The organism is Micromonospora antibiotica, from assembly GCF_017599305.1.
GTDB classification, from domain to species: Bacteria; Actinomycetota; Actinomycetes; order Mycobacteriales; family Micromonosporaceae; genus Micromonospora; species Micromonospora antibiotica.
Window position 1 is genome coordinate 98,859 of record NZ_JAGFWR010000006.1, and the last position, 19,688, is coordinate 118,546.

Genomic DNA, 19,688 nt, shown 5'->3' on the forward strand with positions numbered 1-19,688 from the left:
GGGTCCCCTCTGCTCGGATGGGTGGTGGGGTTCAGTCGAAGCGCACGGGCAGCGACTCGATGGCGCGGAACTGGAGGCTGTGCCGCCAGGCGACCTCGTCGTCGGCGACGGCCAGCCGCCAGTGCGGGTGGCGGGCCAGCAGCCGCTGCAACACCACCCGGCCCTCCAGCCGGGCCAGCGGTGCGCCCAGACAGTGGTGGATGCCGTGCCCGAACGCCAGATGGCCATCACGGTCGAGGCGGACCGCGTCGGGATCGGGGAACCGGTCGGCGTCGCGGTTGGCCGCGCACAGCGAGATGAACACGATCTCCCCGGCCGGGATGACCGTGTCGCCGACGGTCACCTCCTGCTCGGTGAACCGGATCGTGCTCAGGTTCAACGGGCTCTCGTAGCGCAGCACCTCCTCCACGAACGCGGGCACCCGCCCCGGGTCGGCGGCCAGCTCCGCACGCAACTCCGGCCGCCGGTGCAGCAGCAGCACAGCGCTGCTGAGCATCGCCGCAGTCGTCTCGTAGCCGGCGTTCATCATCAGGAACACGGTGGACAGCAACTCGTCGGTGGCCAGCCGGCCGCCCTCGTCGTCGGCGGCGATGAGCGCGCTGATCAGGTCGTCGGCCGGCGCGGTGCGCTTGACCGCGATCAGGTCCCGCACATAGCCGTAGGCGTCGGCGATCACCTGCTGCTTGTCGGAAAGCGAGGTGCCGACGCTGCCGAGTTCCGCGCTCCACCGGCGGAAGTCGTCGAACGCCTCCTCGGGGATGCCCAGCAGCGAGCCGATCACCGCCATCGGCACGGGCAGCGCGACGTCGGTCACGAAGTCGACCGTCTCCCCCGCGACGATCCGGTCCAACGCGGCGTCGGTGAACCGTTCGATCACCGGAATCAGGCTCTGCACCCGCCGGGTGGTGAACGCGCCGCCGACGATCCGGCGCAGCCGGGTGTGGTCGGGTGGATCACTGAACAGCATGCTCGGCGGGTTGTCGGTGACGTGCTCGTCCGGGTCGACGGCCTGGGCGCGGATCACCGAGGCGATACGTCCGGCGTCCTTGGACAGCCTCGGGTCGGCCAGCAGCCGGCGCGCGTCGGCGTGCCGGGTGACCAGCCAGGCGTACACGGCGGTGGAGAACGTCTTGAGCCGGAACCGGTCCACCGTGCCACCGTCGCGCAGCCGGGCGAACCCCGGGTACGGGTCCTGGGCGAACTCCTCGGTGAGCATGTCCGTCGGGTGGGGAGTAGAGGTTTCCTGCTGTCCGATGGTCATCGGCTCCGCCCTGTCGGTGAGGGGATCAGTGGGGTGTTCGTCGGTGCCGGCGGCAGGCAGTCGGCCAGCGCGGCGGCCGTGGTCGGGGCGTCGCCGGTGAGGACGCCCAGGTGGTCGCCCGGCACGGTGTGCCACCCGGTGTCGGCCGCCCAGCCCGGTTCCCGCCCGCCGGGCGCCGCCGCGGCCCGCAGGTGGGTGACGGGGACCGCCAGCGGCTGCGGTCGCCAGTCGGCGAACAGCGCCAGGTGCCGTCCCATGGCCAGCAGCTGCCGGTCGGTGACCAGTTCGGTGACGCTCCGGTCGGCGGCCAGCCGGGTGAACAGGGTCGGCATCGTCGCGGCGTACCAGGACCCGCCCGGGACGTGCACGTCGACCAGCACCACCCGCTCGGGCGGTGTGCCGAGGTCGGACAGGGCCGCCGCCACGGCATGCGCCAGCCAGCCGCCCGAGGAGTAGCCGACCAGCACGTACGGCCGGTCGCCGAGGTGCGTCCGCAGCGCCGCGACCTGGGCGTCGACGACCTCGGCGCGGGTGGTCGGCAGCGCCTCCCCCGGCCGGTAGCCGGGCAGCGGCAGCACCACGGCGGGCCGGTCCAGGCAGGCCAGCAGCCGGGCGTACTGGTAGGGGCTGGCCGGGGCGACCATGCTGGGCAGGCAGACCAGCAGCGGGCCGTCGCCCTCGGCGAACACCAGCGGCGGCGCGGGGGCGGCGGTGCCGCCGGCCGACGCCCGGTCCGCGGCGGCGGCGAGCAGGTCCAACCCGGCGGGTACGTCGCCACTGGCGCACGCCGCCGCGAATGCCGCCCGCACCGCGCCGTCGTCGGGGTCCTCGTCGACCCGCCCGGCGAGGGTGCCGGCGAGTTCGTCGGCGGTGACGGCGGTGAGCAGGTCGGCGGTGCCGACGGGCAGCCCGGTGGCCTGGGTCAGCCGGTCGCGCAGTTCCACCGCGCTGAGCGAGGTCAGGCCCAGCTCGGCTAGCGACCGGTGCGGGTCGACGGGGGCCGCACCGTGGCCGAGCACCGCCGCCACGTGCCGCAGCACCACGTCACGCAGCGTGCCCGGGGCCGGTGTGGTCGCCGGGGGTGCCGACGGCACCGACGGCGGGCCGCCGGTGGCGGACCCGAACCGGCCGTCGGGCCAGAACCGGGTCCGCTGGAACGGGTAACCGGGCAGCGCCACCGGTGCGGCACGGGTGCCGGCGAACACCGCCGCCCGGTCCAGGTGCCCCCGGACCAGCAACGCACCCATCGCCACCGGCACCGACACCGGATCGGGCACGTCGGGACGCAACGTCGGGACCGCCACCGCGTCGGTGGGCGTACGCAGGCAGTCCACCACCGTGCCGGTCAGTGCCGGGGCCGGCCCCACCTCCAGGAAGGTGCGTACCCCGCGCCGCTCCAGCACGCGTACGGCGTCGGCGAACCGCACCGGCCGGCGGGCGTGCGCCAGCCAGTGCCCCGGCCCGGTCAGATCCTCGACGGTCAGCGCCGCCCCGGTCAGGGTGGACACCACCGGCAGGCGGGGCGCGGTGAACCGTACCCCCGCCAGCACCTCGGCGAACCCGGCCAGTGCCGGCTCCATCAGCCGGGAGTGGAAGGCGTGGCTGACGTCGAGCCGCCGGCACCGGTGACCACCGGCCCGCAGCAGCCGGACCGCCCGCTGCACCCCGTCGACCGTGCCGGAGAGCACCACCGCCCGGGGACCGTTGACGGCGGCCAACTCGACGTCGTCGCCGAGCAGCGGGGTCACCTCCGCCTCGTCGGCCCGTACGGCGAGCATCGCCCCGCCCGCCGGCAGCGCGGCCATCAGCCGGCCCCGGGCCGCGACTACGGTGGCCGCGTCGGCCAGCGACAACGCGCCCGCCACGTGCACGGCGGTCAACTCGCCGACGGAGTGCCCGGCGACGGCGGCCGGGGCGAGGCCGTACGCGCCCAGCAGCCGGTACAGGGCGACCTCCACCGCGAAGATCGCCGGCTGCGCGGTGCCCGTGTCGTCGAGTCCGCCGCCGTCGGCGACGGCGTCGGCCAGCGGCCGGTCCAGCAGCGGATCGAGGTGCCCGCAGACCTCGGCGAACGCCTCCGCGTAGGCGGGGAACCGCTCGCCCAGCGCCAGGCCCATCCCGACCCGCTGCGCGCCCTGCCCGGTGAACAGGACCGCGAGGTCACCCCCGCAGGTCGTGCCCGCGCCGACCCCGGCATCGGCCAGCTCGGCGAGACCGGCGAGCAGCCCGGCGCGGTCGGTCGCGGTGACGCACGCCCGGTGTCGCAGGGCCGCCCGCCCGGTGGCCAACGCCAGGCCGAGCCCCGCCGGGGTGAGCGTCGGGTCGGCCCGCACCAGCGTCGCCAACCGGCCGGCCTGCTCCCGCAGGGCCTGCGGGTCGGCGGCGGAGAGCAGGCAGGGCACCGCGGGCAGCGGGGTGACCGCCGGCCCGTCGGCGGCCGGTGCGGGTGGTTCCTCGACGACGACGTGGGCGTTGGTGCCGCTGATCCCGAACGCCGACACCGCCGCCCGGCGCGGGCGCGGCCCACGGGGCCACGGCTGGGCCGCGGTCAGCAGCCGCACCGGGGAGTCGTCCCAGCGCACCGCCGTGGTCGGGGTCGCGGCGTGCAGCGTACGCGGCAACCGCCCGTGCCGCAGCGCCAGCGCCAGCTTGACCAGCCCGGCCAGGCCGGCGGCGGCCTGGGTGTGGCCCAGGTTGGACTTCACCGAGCCCAGCCACAGTGGCCGGTCCCGACCCCGGCCGTAGCTGGCCAGCAGCGCCTCGACCTCGATCGGGTCGCCGAGCCGGGTGCCGGTGCCGTGCGCCTCCACGACGTCGACGTCACCGGGGGTGAGCCCGGCGTCGGCGAGCGCCCGTTCGATCACCCGCCGCTGGGCGGGGCCGTTCGGCGCGGTCAACCCGTTGGACGCCCCGTCGGAGTTGACCGCGCTACCGCGCAGCACCGCGTGCACGGTACGCCCGTGGGCGAGCGCGTCACCGAGCCGTTCCAGCAGCAGCACCGCCCCACCCTCCCCCCAGCCGACCCCGTCGGCGGCGGCGGAGAACGCCTTGCACCGGCCGTCGGCGGCCAATCCTCGCTGGCGGCTGAACTCGGTGAACCCGACCGGTGTCGACATCACCGTCGCCGCCCCGACCAGGGCCAGGGGCACCTCGCCGCAGCGCAGCGCACGGATGGCCTGGTGCACGGCCACCAGCGCCGACGAGCAGGCGGTGTCCACGGTCAGCGACGGCCCGGTCAGCCCCAGCACGTACGAGATCCGGCCGGAGGCGACGCTCGCCGCGTTGCCGGTGAGCAGGAAACCCTCGGTGTCACCGGCGGCGTGGGCGAGCAGCAGCGGGTAGTCCTGGCCGTTCGTGCCCACGTACACCCCGGTCTCGGTGGCGCGCAGCCGTTCCGGGTCGATGCGGGCGTCCTCGACCGCCGTCCACGCCAACTCCAGCAGCATCCGCTGCTGCGGGTCCATCGCCGACGCCTCCCGGGGCGACACCCCGAAGAAGCCGGCGTCGAACCCGGCGACGTCGGGCAGGAACCCGCCGGAGTCGACGTAGCTGCGCCCGGGGGCGGTCGGGTCCGGATCGTGCAGGTCCGCCGGCCAGCCCCGGTCGGTGGGGAACGGGACGACCGCGTCGCGGCCCTCGTCGAGCAGTTCCCAGAACCGGTCCGGGGTGTCCGCGCCGCCGGGGAACCGGCAGGACATCCCGACCACGGCGACCGGTTCGGCGGCCGGGGCGGTGGCCCGGTCGAGTTCCCCGCGCAGCCGGTCGACCTCACGCAGCGCGTTACGCAGGGCCGCCACGTACTGTTCGGTGCCGGCGCTCACTGCTGCCCCACCGTCTGCGCGGCCAGCGCGAGCAGTTCCTCGCCGGAGAGCGCGTCGAGGTCGTCCGGGCTGTCGGTCGGCCCCGCCGGGTCGTCCGGTCGCGGCGGCTCGTCGGCCAGGGCCAACAGCCGGTCCAGCAGGCCGGCGCGGCGCAGCCGGTCCACGGGGAGGGCGCGCAGTGTCGCGCGGATCCGCTCGTCCTCCGGGTCCGTGTCGGTGGCGGTGTCGAGCTGGGTGAGCAGGTACGCGGCGAGTGCCGCCGGGGTGGGATGGTCGAACACCGCACCCACACCGAGCGGCACCCCGGTCGCCGCGCTCAGCCGGTTGCGCAGGTCCACCGACGTCAGCGAGTCGAAGCCGAGGTCGTGGAAGACGCCCGTCACCGGCAGCAGCGTGCCCGGCTGGTGGCCCAGCACGGTGGCGGCGGTGGCCCGGACCAGGTCGGTGACCGCCTGCCGTCGGCCCGACCCGTCCAGGCCGGTCAGGTCCAGCACGGGCGGGGAGGTGGGTTCCCCCGCCGGCAGCAGGGTCCGCAGCAGGGCCGGGGCGGTGGCCGGGTCGAGGGTCGCGGTGCGCAGGGCCGCCGCGACGACCACCGGTTCGGTGCTGGTCAGCGCCGCGTCGAAGAGGGCCAGCCCGGTGGCCACCGGCAGCGGGTCGAGGCCGGCGGCGGCGAGCCGGGCCCGGTCGGCGACGCCCAGGTCGCCGGTCATGCCCGCACCGGACCACGGCCCCCAGGCGATCGAGGTGGCCGGCAGGCCGACCGCCCGGCGACGCTCGGCGAGGGCGTCCAGCGCGCTGTTCGCGGCGGCGTACGCGGCCTGACCGGCCGCCCCGAACAGGCCGGCGACCGACGAGAACAGCACGAAGAAGGCCAGCTCGGTGTCGCGGGTGAGCCGGTCGACGACCCGCGCGCCGGTCACCTTGGCCCGCCAGGCCAGCTCGAGCTGGTCGGGGGTGAGCCCGGACAGGACCCCGTCGGCGAGCGCGCCCGCCGCGTGCACCACCCCGCGCAGGGTGCGCCCGTACAGCGCGGCGGCCACCGCGTCCGGGTCGGTGACGTCGCCGACGACCGAGGTGGCGGTGACGCCGAGCGCGGCCAGTTCGGCGGCCAGGTCCGGCGCTCCACGGCGGCCGAGCAACACCAGGTCCCGCACACCGTAGGCGGTGACCAGGTGGCGGGCGACAGCGCTGCCGAGGGCACCCGCCGCCCCGGTCACCAGGACCGTGCCGTCGACCGGCGGGCGGGGTCCGGTGGCGGCGGGGGTCAACTCCGGGACGCTGGCGACGCCGGCACGCAGCCGGACCTCGTCGTGGCCGGCGGCGGCTGCGGCCGGCAGTGCCGCCAGCGACGCCGGGCTGCCGTCGTGGTCGACGAGGGCCACCCGGCCCGGATGCTCGGTCCGGGCGGCACGCAGCAGACCGACCACCCCGTCGGCCGCCGGATCGGTGCCGTCGAAACCGACGACGAGCCGACCAGCGGTGGGCTCGGCGAGCCGCCGCTGGAGGACCGCGAGCACCTCGGCGGTGCCGCTGCCGGCGCAGTCGAGCACCGCCGCCTCCCCGGCGGGCAGGTCCGTCGGCGTCCACCGCACCGCGTACAGCGGCGGCGTCGCCCGACCGGCGGCCAGCCAGTACCGCTGGTGTTGGAACGGGTACGTGGGCAGGTCGACGGTCCTACCGCCGCCGTAGTACGCCCGCCAGTCGACCTCGTGCCCCCGCACCCACACCTGCGCCAACCCCGACACTGCACTGACCGCCTCATCCACGCCCGGCCGCAGCATCGGGACACCGTCGGTCAACAGGGACGACAAACCACCATCCGGGCTGAGTTCCCACCACGAGCGGGGGCCGGCCGCCTCGATCGCGTCATGGAACCGCACCGGCTCACGCACCTGCCGCACCCAATACCCCGGATCCGAAAGATCCCCGACCTGCCCGGTCACCGACGACACCACCGCAATCCGCGCCGGGTGGAAGGACAACCCCTCGACGACCGTGCGGAACTCGTCCAGCATCGGTTCCATCAACGGCGAATGGAACGCGTGACTGACCGACAGTCGACGGTGTCTAACGCCCAACCCGGCCGCCACCGCTTCCGCCGCTTGCAAGGTCGGCTGTTCCGGGCCGGCGATCACCACCGCCGACGGACCATTCACCGCCGCGACAACCACGTCACCGGACAGGAATGGCTGCACCGCATCAGCGGAGGCCCGCAGCGACACCATCGCCCCACCCACCGGCAACGCCGCCATCAAACGAGCACGCGCCGACACCAACGCCACCGCATCCGACAGGGACAACACCCCCGACACATGCGCCGCCGCGATCTCCCCGATCGAATGACCCACCAGAACCGCCGGACGCACACCCCACGACTCCACCAACCGGAACAACGCCACCTCCACCGCAAACAACGCCCGCTGCGCCACCCCCGTCCCATCCAGGCCAACACCGGAGACAATCGCTTCCCGCACGTCCCCGCCCAAGAGGCCACACACCTCGTCGAACACCGACGCGAACACCGGAAACGCCCCACACAAACCCGCACCCATCCCCACCCGCTGACCACCCTGACCCCCGAACACCAGACCCAGACCGCCCGACGGGACCGCCCCGGCAGAAGTGCCACCCGACGACCCCGTGACCGGGTCCACCGCGGAAGCAGGAACCGCTCCGGACACCAGCGCACGGACCTCCGGAGCAAGCGACGCCCCGTCTGCGACCACCGCACCGTCGAGCAGCACCACCCGCTCGTCGAACACCGACCGCGTCGACGCCAACGACCACCCCACATCCACCGCCGACACCCCCACCACCGTCGACCGCAACCGCTCCACCAGCTCCCGCACCCCGACGGTGGTCCGCGCCGACACCGGCCACGGCGTCACCCCCACCGGGACCGGTGACCCCGTCACCACCGCATCCGGCTCCGAAGTGTCCGCCTCCACCGGCGGCGGCTCCTCCACGATCACGTGCGCGTTCGTGCCACTGATCCCGAACGACGACACCCCCGCCCGACGGCGGTCCCCCTCAGCCACCGTCCACTCCCGCGACTCCCGCACCACCTCCACCGAGCCTGACGACCAGTCCACGAACCTCGATGGCTCGGCCACGTGCAGCGACCCCGGCACCACCCCGGCCCGCATCGCCGACACCATCTTGATCACCCCGGCCACACCTGCCGCCGCCTGCGCATGACCGATGTTCGACTTCACCGACCCCAACCACAACGGCACCGACCGACCCCGCCCATACGTCGCCAACAGGGCTTCCGCCTCGATCGGATCACCCAACCGGGTCCCCGTCCCATGACCCTCCACCACCTGCACGTCGTTGACCGACAGGCCCGCCACCGCCAACGCCCGACGAATCACCCGCTCCTGGGACGGACCACTCGGCGCGGTCAGGCCGTTCGACGCGCCGTCGGAGTTCACCGCACTGCCCCGCACCACCGCCAACACCCGGTGACCGTGGCGACGCGCGTCGGAGAGGCGCTCCAGCACCAGCAGGCCCACGCCCTCACCCCAGCCGACGCCGTCGGCAGTGTCGGCGAACGCCTTGCACCGGCCGTCCGGGGCCAGGCCACGCTGCCTGGCGAACTCCACCAGCAGGTCGGCGGTGGGCATCACCGTCACGCCCCCGGCGAGCGCCAGCGAGCACTCCCCGGCACGCAGCGCCGACGCCGCCAGGTGCAGGGCGACAAGCGACGACGAGCAGGCGGTGTCGAGGGTGACCGCGGGCCCGGTGAAGCCGAACTGGTAGGCGATCCGGCCGGAGACGATGCTGCCGGCGCTGCCGCTGATCAGGAGCCCTTCGAGTTCGTCGGGCACGTCCTGACCGCCGAAGGCGTAGTTCTGGTACATGGTGCCGACGAACACGCCGGTCGGACTGCCGGCGAGCGAACCCGGGTCGATGCGGGCGTGTTCGATCGCCTCCCACGAGGTTTCCAGCAGCAGCCGCTGCTGCGGGTCCATCGCCAACGCCTCCCGGGGGGAGATGCCGAAGAAGTCGGCGTCGAAGCCGGCGACGTCCGCGAGGAAGGCACCGCCGGTGGCGTACGTGGTGCCGGGGTGGTCCGGGTCGGGGTGGTAGAGCCCGGCGAGATCCCAGCCCCGGTCGGTCGGGAACCCACCGACCGCGTCGACCCCCTCGGCGACCACCCGCCACAGGTCGTCCGGGCCACGTACCCCGCCGGGCAGCCGGCAGGCCATCCCGACGATCGCCACCGGCTCGCTGATCCGGCTCTCCAACTGGGCGACGCGGGCCCGTGACCGGCGCAGGTCGGTGGTGGCCTTGCGCAGGTACTCGACGAGCTTGGCGCTGTCCTCGGCCATCACAGCTCCGTTCCCTGGTCGATGATGTCGTAGAGGCGGTCCACCGGGATCGTGTCCAGGTCGTCGGTGTCCAGGTCGTCGTAGTCGGCGGGTGGACGCAGTTCGATCAGGAGGCGTTCCAGCCGGTCGACCACCTCGTCGCCGCCCGCGTCCCCGGTGCGCAGCGCGGCCTCCAGACGGTCGAGGGCGGCCAGCGCCGAGCCGTCCTCCCGCTCCTGGTCCGGCCAGCGCAGCCCGCAGACGAAGTCGGCGAGCGCGGCGGGGGTGGGATGGTCGAACACCACCCCGGCCGGCAGCGGAACACCGGCGGCGGTGCTGACCGCGTTGCGGAGCTGGGTGGCGGCCAGCGAGTCCACACCCAGGTCGGCGAAGCGGCGGCCCGGGTCGACCTCAGCCGGGTCGGCGTGGCCGAGCACCTTCGCCGCCTGGGCGGTGACGAGGTCCAACACCGCCTGGCGGCGGTCGGCCGGGGCGAGCGCGGCGAGCCGGTCGGTGGCCGGTCGCTGCTCCCCCGGCGTACGACGGGGGGTGCGGACCAGGGCGCGCAGCACGGGCGGCGGCGCGTCGATCGCCCGCAGCGCGGCCGGGTCGAGGCGGACCGGCGCCTGCACGGCCCGGTCGTGGGCCAGCGCCAGGTCGAACAGCGCCATGCCCTCGGCCTCGGTCATCGGCACCACACCGGTCCGGGCGACGCGTTCCCGGTCGTGCGCGTCCAGAGTGCCGATCATGCCGCTGTCCTGTGCCCACAGTCCCCAGGCCAGCGACACGGCGGGCAGGCCGAGGTGGCGGCGCAGCCGGGCCAGCGCGTCCAGCCCGGAGTTGCCCGCCGCGTAGTTGGCCTGGGCGGGCGGGCCGAGCAGCCCGGAGATCGACGAATACAGCACGAACGCGTCGAGGTCGAGATCCCGGGTCAGCTCGTGCAGGTGCCAGGCGGCGTCGACCTTCGGGGCCAGCACCCCGTCCAGCCGTTCCGGGGTCAGCGCGGGCAGCACACCGTCGTCGAGCACCCCGGCGGTGTGGATCACGGCGCGTAGCGGGTGGGCCGGGTCGGTTCCGGCGAGGAGTTCCGCGAGGGCGTCCCGGTCCGTCACGTCGCAGGCGGCCACGGTGACGTCCTGTGCGCCCTGGTCGAGCAGTTCCGCGCGGAGTTCCGCCGCGCCCGGGGCCGCCGGCCCGCGCCGACTGACCAGCAGCAGGCGGCGTACGCCATGGGTGGTGACCAGGTGCCGGGCGGCGAGCGCCCCCAGCCCACCGGTGCCGCCGGTGACGAGCACCGGCCCGGCCCACCGGCGGGACGTCGGGGTGGCACCCCGGCTGCGGACGAGCGTCGGGGTGGTCACCACACCACCGGTCGCGGTGAGTTCGGTGGTGCCGGCGAGCAGGGCGTCCGGAAACGCCCGCGCCGAGCGGCGGTCCCCGTCGAGGGTGACCAGGCCGAACCGGTCCGGGTACTCGCTGATCGCCGAGCGGACCAGCCCCCAGGCGGTGGCCAGGACGACGTCCCGGTCCACCCCGGAGGCGACGAACACCAGGCGGCACGGGGCGAGTGCCCCGTCGCGGAGCCAGTGCTGGGACAGCTTCAGCACCCGTTGCACCACCGTGTGCGCGTCCGCCGCCGGGTCCCCGGTGTCCGGGTAGGTCAGCGGGTGCAGGAGCACGTCCGGCCGGCCCCGCGCCGAACCGAGCAGTTCGGCGAGGGTACGGTGCCGGCGCAGGCCGTCCAGCCCGTCGAGCAGCCCGAGTTCGTCGTCACCGAGCACCGCCCAGTCACCCGGCACACCGCCCGTCTCCCGCGTCGGGACGCGCCGGTCCTCCAGGTGGAACAGGGCGTCGCCGACGGACGGGCCGGCGTCGCCGCCGAGTTCGAGTTCGGCTTCCGTGGTGACGGTGCCGTCGTGGTCGACCAGGGCGATCCGGACGTGCCCGGTGTCGTGGTGCGCGATCTCGACGTCCACGGCAGGGTCGGCCCGGTGCACGGTCAGGTTCGTCCAGCGGACGGGCCGGGCGGGGGCGAGGTCGTCGAGTGCGGAGCGGAGCACGGCGGTGGGCAGTGCGCCGCCGTCGCCGGGTTCGGCGGAGAGCTGCCCGGTCGCGTGTTCGACCCAGGTGCCGTTGGGGCGGGAGGCGATGGTGAAGCCGACGCCGTCCACGGTGACCCGCAGTGGGCCGGGGTGCTCGGGCGGCACCTCGGGGACGAGTTCGGCGACGCCGGTGACGCCCGCGTGACGGGCCGCCGCCAGCGCCGCCTCCGCCAGGACGACGTGCGGCCCGGCCTCGGCCAGCGCCGACGCGGTCAGTACGCCGGCGAGGACGAACGAGTCGTCGGACAGTTCCACCGCCGCGCCGAGCAGCGGGTGTTCCACCGGGTCGAGCCCGATGCCCGCCACGTCCGTCCGGGGTGCCGGGGTCAGCCAGTACCGCTGGCGTTGGAACGGGTACGTCGGCAGGTCGACGACCCTCCCGCCACCGTAGTACCCCCGCCAGTCGACGTCGTGCCCCCGCACCCACACCTGCGCCAGCCCGGTCACCGCCGACGTCGCCTCGTCGATGGCCGGGCGGAGCATCGGGATGCCGTCAGCCAGCAGGGACGACAGACCACCGTCCGCGCTCAGCTCCCACCACGACCGGGGACCGGCAGCCTCGATCGCGGCGTGGAACAGCACCGGCTCACGCACCTGCCGCACCCAGTACCCCGGCTCTCCCAGACCACCGACCTGACCCGTCACCGTCGACACCACCGCAATCCGCGCCGGACCGAACGACAACCCCTCCACCACCGCCCGGAACTCGTCCAACATCGGCTCCATCAACGGCGAGTGGAACGCGTGACTGACCGACAGTCGCCGGTGCCGGACGCCCAGCGTGGTCGCCGCCGTCTCCGCTACCTGCAGCGTCTGCTGCTCCGGGCCGGCGATCACCACCGCCGACGGACCATTCACCGCCGCCACCACCACATCACCGGACAGGAACGGCCGCACCGCATCGACCGAGGCCCGCAGCGACACCATCGCGCCCCCGGCCGGTAGCGCCGCCATCAGACGAGCGCGGGCCGACACCAACGTCACCGCATCCGACAGGGACAACACCCCCGACACGTGCGCCGCCGCGATCTCCCCGATCGAGTGACCCACCAGAACCGCCGGACGGACACCCCACGACTCGACCAGGCGGAACAACGCCACCTCCACCGCGAACAACGCCCGCTGCGCAACGCCCGTCTCATCCAGACCCACACCAGAGGAGATCGCCTCTTGGACGTCCCCACCCGACAGGTCACACACCTCGTCGAAGACGGACGCGAACACCGGGAACGCCCGGTACAGGCCAGAACCCATCCCCACCCGCTGACCACCCTGCCCCCCGAACACCAGACCCAACCCCGCAGGAACGACACCAGACGGCACCCCAGCCGACGATTCGGCGCCATCCGACGGCGACCCCGCGACCGGGCTCAGTGTGGAAGCAGGAACCGCACCGGACGCCAACGCCCGGACCCCGGGGGCCAGCGACGCCGAATCCGCGACCACCACACCGTCGAGCAGCACCGCCCGCTCGGCGAAGACCGACCGCGTCGACGCCAACGACCACCCCACATCCACCGCCGACACCCCACCGCCGACGGTCGAACCCGACGGACCACCATCGCTGCCCGTACCGTCTGCCGGACCGACCGCCGTCAGGCTGAGTTGCCCGACCACCTCCTGCACCCCGGCGGCGGTCCGCGCCGACACCGGCCACGGCGTCACCGGCACCGGCGATCCCGTCGCCGCCGCGGGACCACCCACCTCCACCGGCGGCGGTTCCTCCACGATGATGTGCGCGTTGGTGCCGCTGATCCCGAACGACGACACCCCCGCCCGACGGCGGCCCCCCTCGGCCACCGTCCACTTCCGCGACTCCCGCAGCACCTCCACCGCACCCGACGACCAGTCCACGAACCCGGACGGCTCGGCCACGTGCAGCGACCCCGGCACCGTCGCGTGCCGCATCGCCAGCACCATCTTGATCACCCCGGCGGCACCCGCCGCGTGCTGCGTGTGGCCGATGTTCGACTTCACCGACCCCAACCACAGCGGCTCCGACCGATCCTGCCCGTACGTCGCCAACAGGGCTTCCGCCTCGATCGGGTCACCCAACCGGGTACCGGTGCCGTGCCCCTCCACCACCTGCACGTCGGACACCGACAGGCCCGCCACCGCCAACGCCTGGCGGATCACCCGTTCCTGGGAGGGGCCACTCGGCGCGGTCAGGCCGTTCGACGCGCCGTCGGAGTTCACCGCGCTGCCCCGCACCACCGCGAGCACCGGGTGCCCGTGGCGGCGGGCGTCCGACAGGCGTTCCACCAGCAGCATCCCGGCGCCCTCGGCCCATCCCGTGCCGTCCGCGTCGGCCGAGAACGCCTTGCACCGGCCGTCCGGTGACAGCCCACCCTGCCGGCTGAACTCGACGAACAGGGTCGGGGTGGACATCAGCAGCGCACCACCGGCGAGGGCGAGGTCGCACTCCCCGGCGCGCAGGGCGTTCGCCGCCAGGTGCAGGGCCACCAGCGACGACGAGCACGCCGTGTCCAGGGTGAGGACCGGGCCGACCAGGCCGAGGTGGTACGCCAGCCGGCCGGACGCGACGCTGTTGGCGCTGCCGGTCAGCAGTTGCCCCTCGAACTCGGGCACGGTGGCGAGTAGCGAGCCATGGTCCTGGCTGCTGACCCCGACGAAGACACCGGTCCGCGAGCCTCGGGCGGCGAGCGGGGGAATCCCGGCCCGCTCGAAAGCCTCCCACGAGGTTTCCAGCAGCAGCCGCTGCTGCGGGTCCATCGCCAACGCCTCCCGGGGGGAGATGCCGAACAGGGCCGGGTCGAAGTCGGCGATCCCGTCGACGAAGCCACCCTGGGTGGCGTACGTGGTGCCGGGGTGGTCCGGGTCGGGGTGGTAGAGGTGGTCCAGGTCCCAGCCCCGGTCGGTCGGGAAGTCGCCGATCGCGTCGGTGCCCTCGGCGACCACCCGCCACAGGTCCTCAGGGCTGCGTACCCCGCCGGGCAGCCGGCAGGCCATCCCGACGATGACGACGGGGTCGTCGTGGGTACGGACCGGGGTGGCGACCGGGGCGGGAGCGGGGGCGCCGGCGATCTTCGTGGTCAGCCAGGTGGCGACCGCCGACGGGGTGGGATGGTCGAACACCAACCCGGCGGGCAGGCGCAGCCCGGTCGCCGTCGCCAGTGCGTTGCGCAGTTCCACGGCGGTCAACGAGTCGAAGCCCAGCTCGGTGAAGGGCCGGTCGGCGGGGACCGCGTCGACGCCGGAGTGACCGAGGACGCCTGCGACGCGTTCCCGTACCACCTGGAGCAGGGCGGCGGTGAGTTCCGCGCCGCGCTGTCCGGCGAAGACCGCGGTGGGGTCGGCCGCCGCCACGGCCCGCCGGGCCGGGCGACGGACCAGCCCCCGCAGCACCGCCGGTGGCTCACCGGTGATCCTCGGCAGGTCCATCCGCATCGGTACGAGGTGCGGGTGGCCGGTCGCGGCGGCCAGGGTGACCGCCGTGTCGAACAGGGCCATCCCCTCCGCCCGGTCCAGCGGGGTCATGCCGGCCCGGGTGATCCGGTCCCGGTCGGCGGTGGTGAGGGCGGCGGTGATGCCGCCGTCCTGTTGCCACAGTCCCCAGCCGAGCGACAGCGCGGGCAGCCCCCGGGCCCGGCGGTGGGCGGCGAGCGCGTCGAGGAACGCGTTGGCGGCGGCGTAGTTGGCCTGCCCGGGGCCGCCGAACACGGCGGCCGACGAGGAGTAGAGGACGAACGCGTCCAGGTCCCGGTCCGCGGTCAGCTCGTGCAGGTGGCAGGCGGCGTCCACCTTGGGGCGGAGCACCCGGGTGAGCTGCTCGTCGGTGAGTGCGCCGACGACCGCGTCGTCGAGCACCCCGGCGGTGTGCACCACCGAACGGACGGGATGGCTGTCGAGCAGCCGGGCCAGGTCGTCCCGGTCGGCCACGTCGACGGCGGCGACGCTGACGGTGACGCCGAGGCCGGTCAGCTCGGCCACCAGTTCGCCCGTGCCCGGTGCTCCGGCGCCCCGGCGGCTGGCCAGCACGAGTTCGCGTACGCCATGGGTGGTCACCAGGTGGCGGGCGACCAGCGCGCCCAGCCCGCCGGTGCCGCCGGTGACCAGCACCGGGCCGGGGAGGCACACGGGTCCGGCCGTCGGGGTGGCGACCCGGGCCAGCCGGGCGGCGGTCCAGGTGCCGGCCCGGACGCTCACCTCCGGTTCGTCACCGGCGGCGAGCCCGGCCGCGACGGTGGGGACGGTGGCCGGGTCGTCGGTGTCGACCAGGACGAGCCGTCCGGGGTTCTCGGTCTGGGTGCTGCGCAGCAGCCCCCAGGCGGCGGCCAGGGCGGGATCGTCGGCGACGCGTTCACCGGCGACGACCACCCGGGTGTCGGCGTACGCGTCGGTCAGCAGGGTACGGACCAGGGCGAGGGCGGCGGCGACGGCGGCGTGGGTACGGCCGGCGAGGTCGGGGTGGCCGGGGTCGACGGTCAGGTGGTGGCAGGCCACCGGGGCGGGGCCCGCGTCGAAGGCCGGAGCGGGGGCGGCGACGGGCGGGGCCGGCACCGGCACGGCCACCCGCTCGTAGAGGTGTTCCTGGTGGGGCCGCCCGGCGGACCGCAGCGCCTCGGCGGAGACGGGGCGGGACAGCAGCCCTCCGACGGTGACCACCGGCGCACCGGACTCGTCGTAGCCGGTCAGGGTGAGGCTGCCGGTCGACTGTTCCCGCAGCCGTACCCGCAGGGTGGTCGCGCCGCCACGGTGCACCTGCACGTCGCTCCAGGAGAACGGCAGGCCACCGGGGCGGGTGTCGTCGAGCACGCCACGCAGCAGCGGGTGCAGGCAGGCGTCGAGCAGGGCGGGGTGCAGCACGAACGCGTCGGCGTCGGCGTGCCGGTCGGCGGGTAGGCCCACCTCGGCGAGGATCTCGTCGCCGAGGTGCCACAGCCGGCGCAGGCCACGGAACGCCGGGCCGTACCGGTGGCCGTCCTCGGCCAGGCGGGGGTAGGCGTGTGTGACGTCGACCTCGCGGCTGCCGGGTGGCGGCCAGGTCTCCTGCCCGGTGGGGGTGGTGGGGGGCGCGGCGGTCAACAGCCCCTCCGCGTGGGTGGTCCAGGCGGGGTCCTCGCCGCCGGTGGTGTGCGGGCGCGAGTGGACGGTCACCGGTCGCCTGCCGTCGGGGTCGGGCGCGCTGACGGCCACCTGGATCTCCACCGGTTCATCGGTGAGCACCAGCGGCGCGGCGATGGTCAGCTCGTCGACGACGCTGACGCCGAGGTGGTCGCCCGCGCGCAGGACGAGGTCCACGAAGGCCGTCCCGGGCAGGAGCACGGTGTCGAGCAGCGCATGGTCGGCCAACCACGGATGGGTACGCAGCGACACCCGTCCGGTGAGCAGCACGCCGTCACCGGCGGCCAGTTCGACGGTCGCGCCGAGCAGCGGGTGCCCGGCGGAGCGTAGGCCGGCGCTGGTCACGTCGCCCCGCCCGGCCCCGGCGTCGAGCCAGTACCGCTGCCGTTGGAACGGGTACGTCGGCAGGTCGACGACCTTGCCGCCCCCGTAGTACCCCCGCCAGTCGACCTCGTGCCCCCGCACCCACACCTGCGCCAACCCCGTCACCGCGCTGACCGCCTCGTCGGCTCCCGGCCGCAGCATCGGGATACCGTCGGTCAACAGGGACGACAAACCACCATCCGCGCTCAACTCACACCACGAGCGGGGGCCGGCCGCCTCGATCGCGTCGTGGAACCGCACCGGCTCACGCACCTGCCGCACCCAGTACTCCGGGTCCGCCAGATCCCCGACCTGCCCGGTCACCGTCGACACCACCGGAATCCGCGCCGGATGAAACGACAAACCCTCCACCACCGTGCGGAACTCGTCGAGCATCGGCTCCATCAACGGCGAATGGAACGCGTGACTCACCGACAACCGCCGCTGCCGCACACCCAACGCGGCCGCCACCGCATCCGCCGCCCGCAGGGTTTCCCGCTCAGGGCCGGCGATCACCACCGCCGACGGACCATTCACCGCCGCAACAACCACATCACCGGACAGAAACGGCTCCACCGCATCAGCGGAGGCCCGCAACGACACCATCGCCCCACCCACCGGCAACGCCGCCATCAAACGAGCACGCGCCGACACCAACGCCACCGCATCCGACAGGGACAACACCCCCGACACATGCGCCGCCGCGATCTCCCCGATCGAATGACCCACCAGAACCGCCGGACGCACACCCCACGACTCCACCAACCGGAACAACGCCACCTCCACCGCAAACAACGCCCGCTGCGCCACCCCCGTCCCATCCAGACCCACACCGGAGGAGATCGCCTCGCGCACATCCCCACCCAAGAGGCCACACACCTCGTCGAACACCGACGCGAACACCGGAAACACCCCACACAACCCCACACCCATCCCCACCCGCTGACCACCCTGCCCCCCGAACACCACACCCAGGCCGGAGGCCACCACCCGGGAGTCGACGTCCGTCCCGGCCGGGGACGACGGTTCGGCGTCGCCTGCCGGTGGGACCGCCGCCGACCAACGGAGTTCCGGGGGCACCGAGGCCGAGTCCGCGACGACGTCGCCGTCGAGCAGCACGGCGCGGTCGTCGAACACCGTCCGGGTCGACACCAGGGACCAGCCCACGTCGGCCGCCGGCACCGTCGGGTCGGCGGCGGCGCTCCACGGGCGGAGCCGCTCGACCAGGTCCCGTACCCCGGCGGTCGTCCGCGCCGACACCGGCCACGGCGTCACCAATACGGCGTCGGACCCGCCTGTGGCCCCGGCCGACGGGCCCGCTCCGGCGGGTGACCCGTCGGGCGGCGGGTCCGTCACGGCGGGCGGTTCCTCCAGGATGACGTGCGCGTTGGTGCCGCTGATCCCGAACGACGACACCCCCGCCCGCCGACGGCCCTCCGCCGTCCACGGCCTCGACCCGGTCACCACCTGCACCGCACCCGACGACCAGTCCACGAACCCCGACGGCTCGGCCACGTGCAACGACCCCGGCACCACCCCCGCCCGCATCGCCGACACCATCTTGATCACCCCGGCGACACCCGCCGCCGCCTGCGCATGACCGATGTTCGACTTCACCGACCCCAACCACAACGGCACCGACCGACCCTGCCCGTACGTCGCCAACAACGCCTGCGCCTCGATCGGGTCACCCAACCGGGTGCCGGTGCCGTGACCCTCCACCACCTGCACGTCCGTCGGGGTCAGGCCGGCGGATTCGAGGGCCTGCCGGATGACGGCGCGTTGGGCGGGGCCGTTGGGTGCGGTGAGCCCGTTCGACGGACCGTCCTGGTTGATCGCGGAACCCCGGACGACGGCGAGCACCGGGTGGCCGTGACGGCGGGCGTCGGAGAGCTTCTCCAGCAGCAGCATGCCGGCGCCCTCGGCCCAGCCGACCCCGTCGGCGGCGGCCGAGTACGACTTGGCCCGGCCGTCCGGGGCCAACCCCCGCTGCCGGCTGAACTCGACGAACGTGCCGGGGCTCGCCATCACGGTGACGCCACCGGCGAGGGCCAGCGTGCACTCCCCGGCACGCAGCGACCGGGCGGCGAGGTGCAGGGCGACCAGGGACGACGAGCAGGCGGTGTCGACGGTGACGGCGGGACCGGTCAGGCCGAAGGTGTAGGCGATCCGGCCGGAGGCGACACTGCCGGCGCTGCCGGTCAGCAGGTAGCCCTCGAACTCCTCGGGGACGTCGCGGACCCGCAGGCCGTAGTCGCCGTACATGATGCCGGTGAACACCCCGACCGGGGTACGCCGCACCGAGGCGGGGAGGATGCCGGCCCGTTCGAACGCCTCCCAGGTGATCTCCAGCAGGAGCCGCTGCTGCGGGTCGACGCCGAGCGCCTCCCGGGGGCTCATCCCGAAGAAGGCGGGGTCGAAGGCGGCGGCGTCGTGCAGGAAGCCACCCTCGTGGGCGTAGCTGTGGCCGGCCCGTTCCGGGTCGGGATCGTAGAGGTCCGCCGGCCAGCCCCGGTCGGTGGGGAAGTCGGAGATGGCGTCCCGGCCCTCGGCGACCAGGTCCCACAGGTCCTCCGGGGAGCCGACCCCACCCGGGTAGCGGCAGGCCATCCCGACGATGGCGATGGGTTCCCGGTCCCGTTCGGTCAGCTCGGTCAGCCGCTGCCGGGCCTTGTACAGGTCGGCGCTGACCTTCTTGAAGTATCCGAGCAGCTTCTCGTCGGCCATGTCGGTCTCTTCC

The 19,688-nt window shown here is 74.5% G+C and carries 4 protein-coding genes; all 4 read right to left on the reverse strand.

Annotation, left to right across the window (positions count from 1 at the left end; translation table 11 throughout):
- Positions 1-31 precede the first annotated feature (31 nt).
- Genes JQN83_RS13760 through JQN83_RS13775 form a run of 4 tightly spaced genes read right to left on the reverse strand, consistent with a single transcriptional unit; the run spans position 32 to position 19,675 of the window.
- A complete protein-coding gene (locus JQN83_RS13760; protein WP_208567529.1) occupies positions 32-1,261 on the reverse strand; it encodes a cytochrome P450 family protein in 1,230 nt (409 codons plus the stop codon).
- Positions 1,258-5,082, reverse strand: a complete 3,825-nt coding sequence (locus JQN83_RS13765; RefSeq protein WP_208567530.1) for a type I polyketide synthase — start codon at positions 5,080-5,082, stop codon at positions 1,258-1,260. Before JQN83_RS13765 ends, JQN83_RS13760 begins: the two co-directional genes overlap by 4 nt.
- Positions 5,079-9,422, reverse strand: a complete 4,344-nt coding sequence (locus JQN83_RS33805; protein ID WP_372444023.1) for a type I polyketide synthase — start codon at positions 9,420-9,422, stop codon at positions 5,079-5,081. Before JQN83_RS33805 ends, JQN83_RS13765 begins: the two co-directional genes overlap by 4 nt.
- Positions 9,419-19,675, reverse strand: coding sequence for a type I polyketide synthase (locus JQN83_RS13775; RefSeq protein ID WP_208567532.1), 10,257 nt, complete (start codon positions 19,673-19,675; stop codon positions 9,419-9,421). The genes JQN83_RS33805 and JQN83_RS13775 overlap by 4 nt, the downstream gene beginning before the upstream one ends.
- Positions 19,676-19,688 lie beyond the last annotated feature (13 nt).

Bases quoted from the DNA above. Each gene is read 5' to 3' on its own strand.
- JQN83_RS13760 (WP_208567529.1), bottom strand. From the start codon at position 1,261: ATGACCATCGGACAGCAGGAAACCTCTACTCCCCACCCGACGGACATG.
- JQN83_RS13775 (WP_208567532.1), bottom strand. From the start codon at position 19,675: ATGGCCGACGAGAAGCTGCTCGGATACTTCAAGAAGGTCAGCGCCGAC.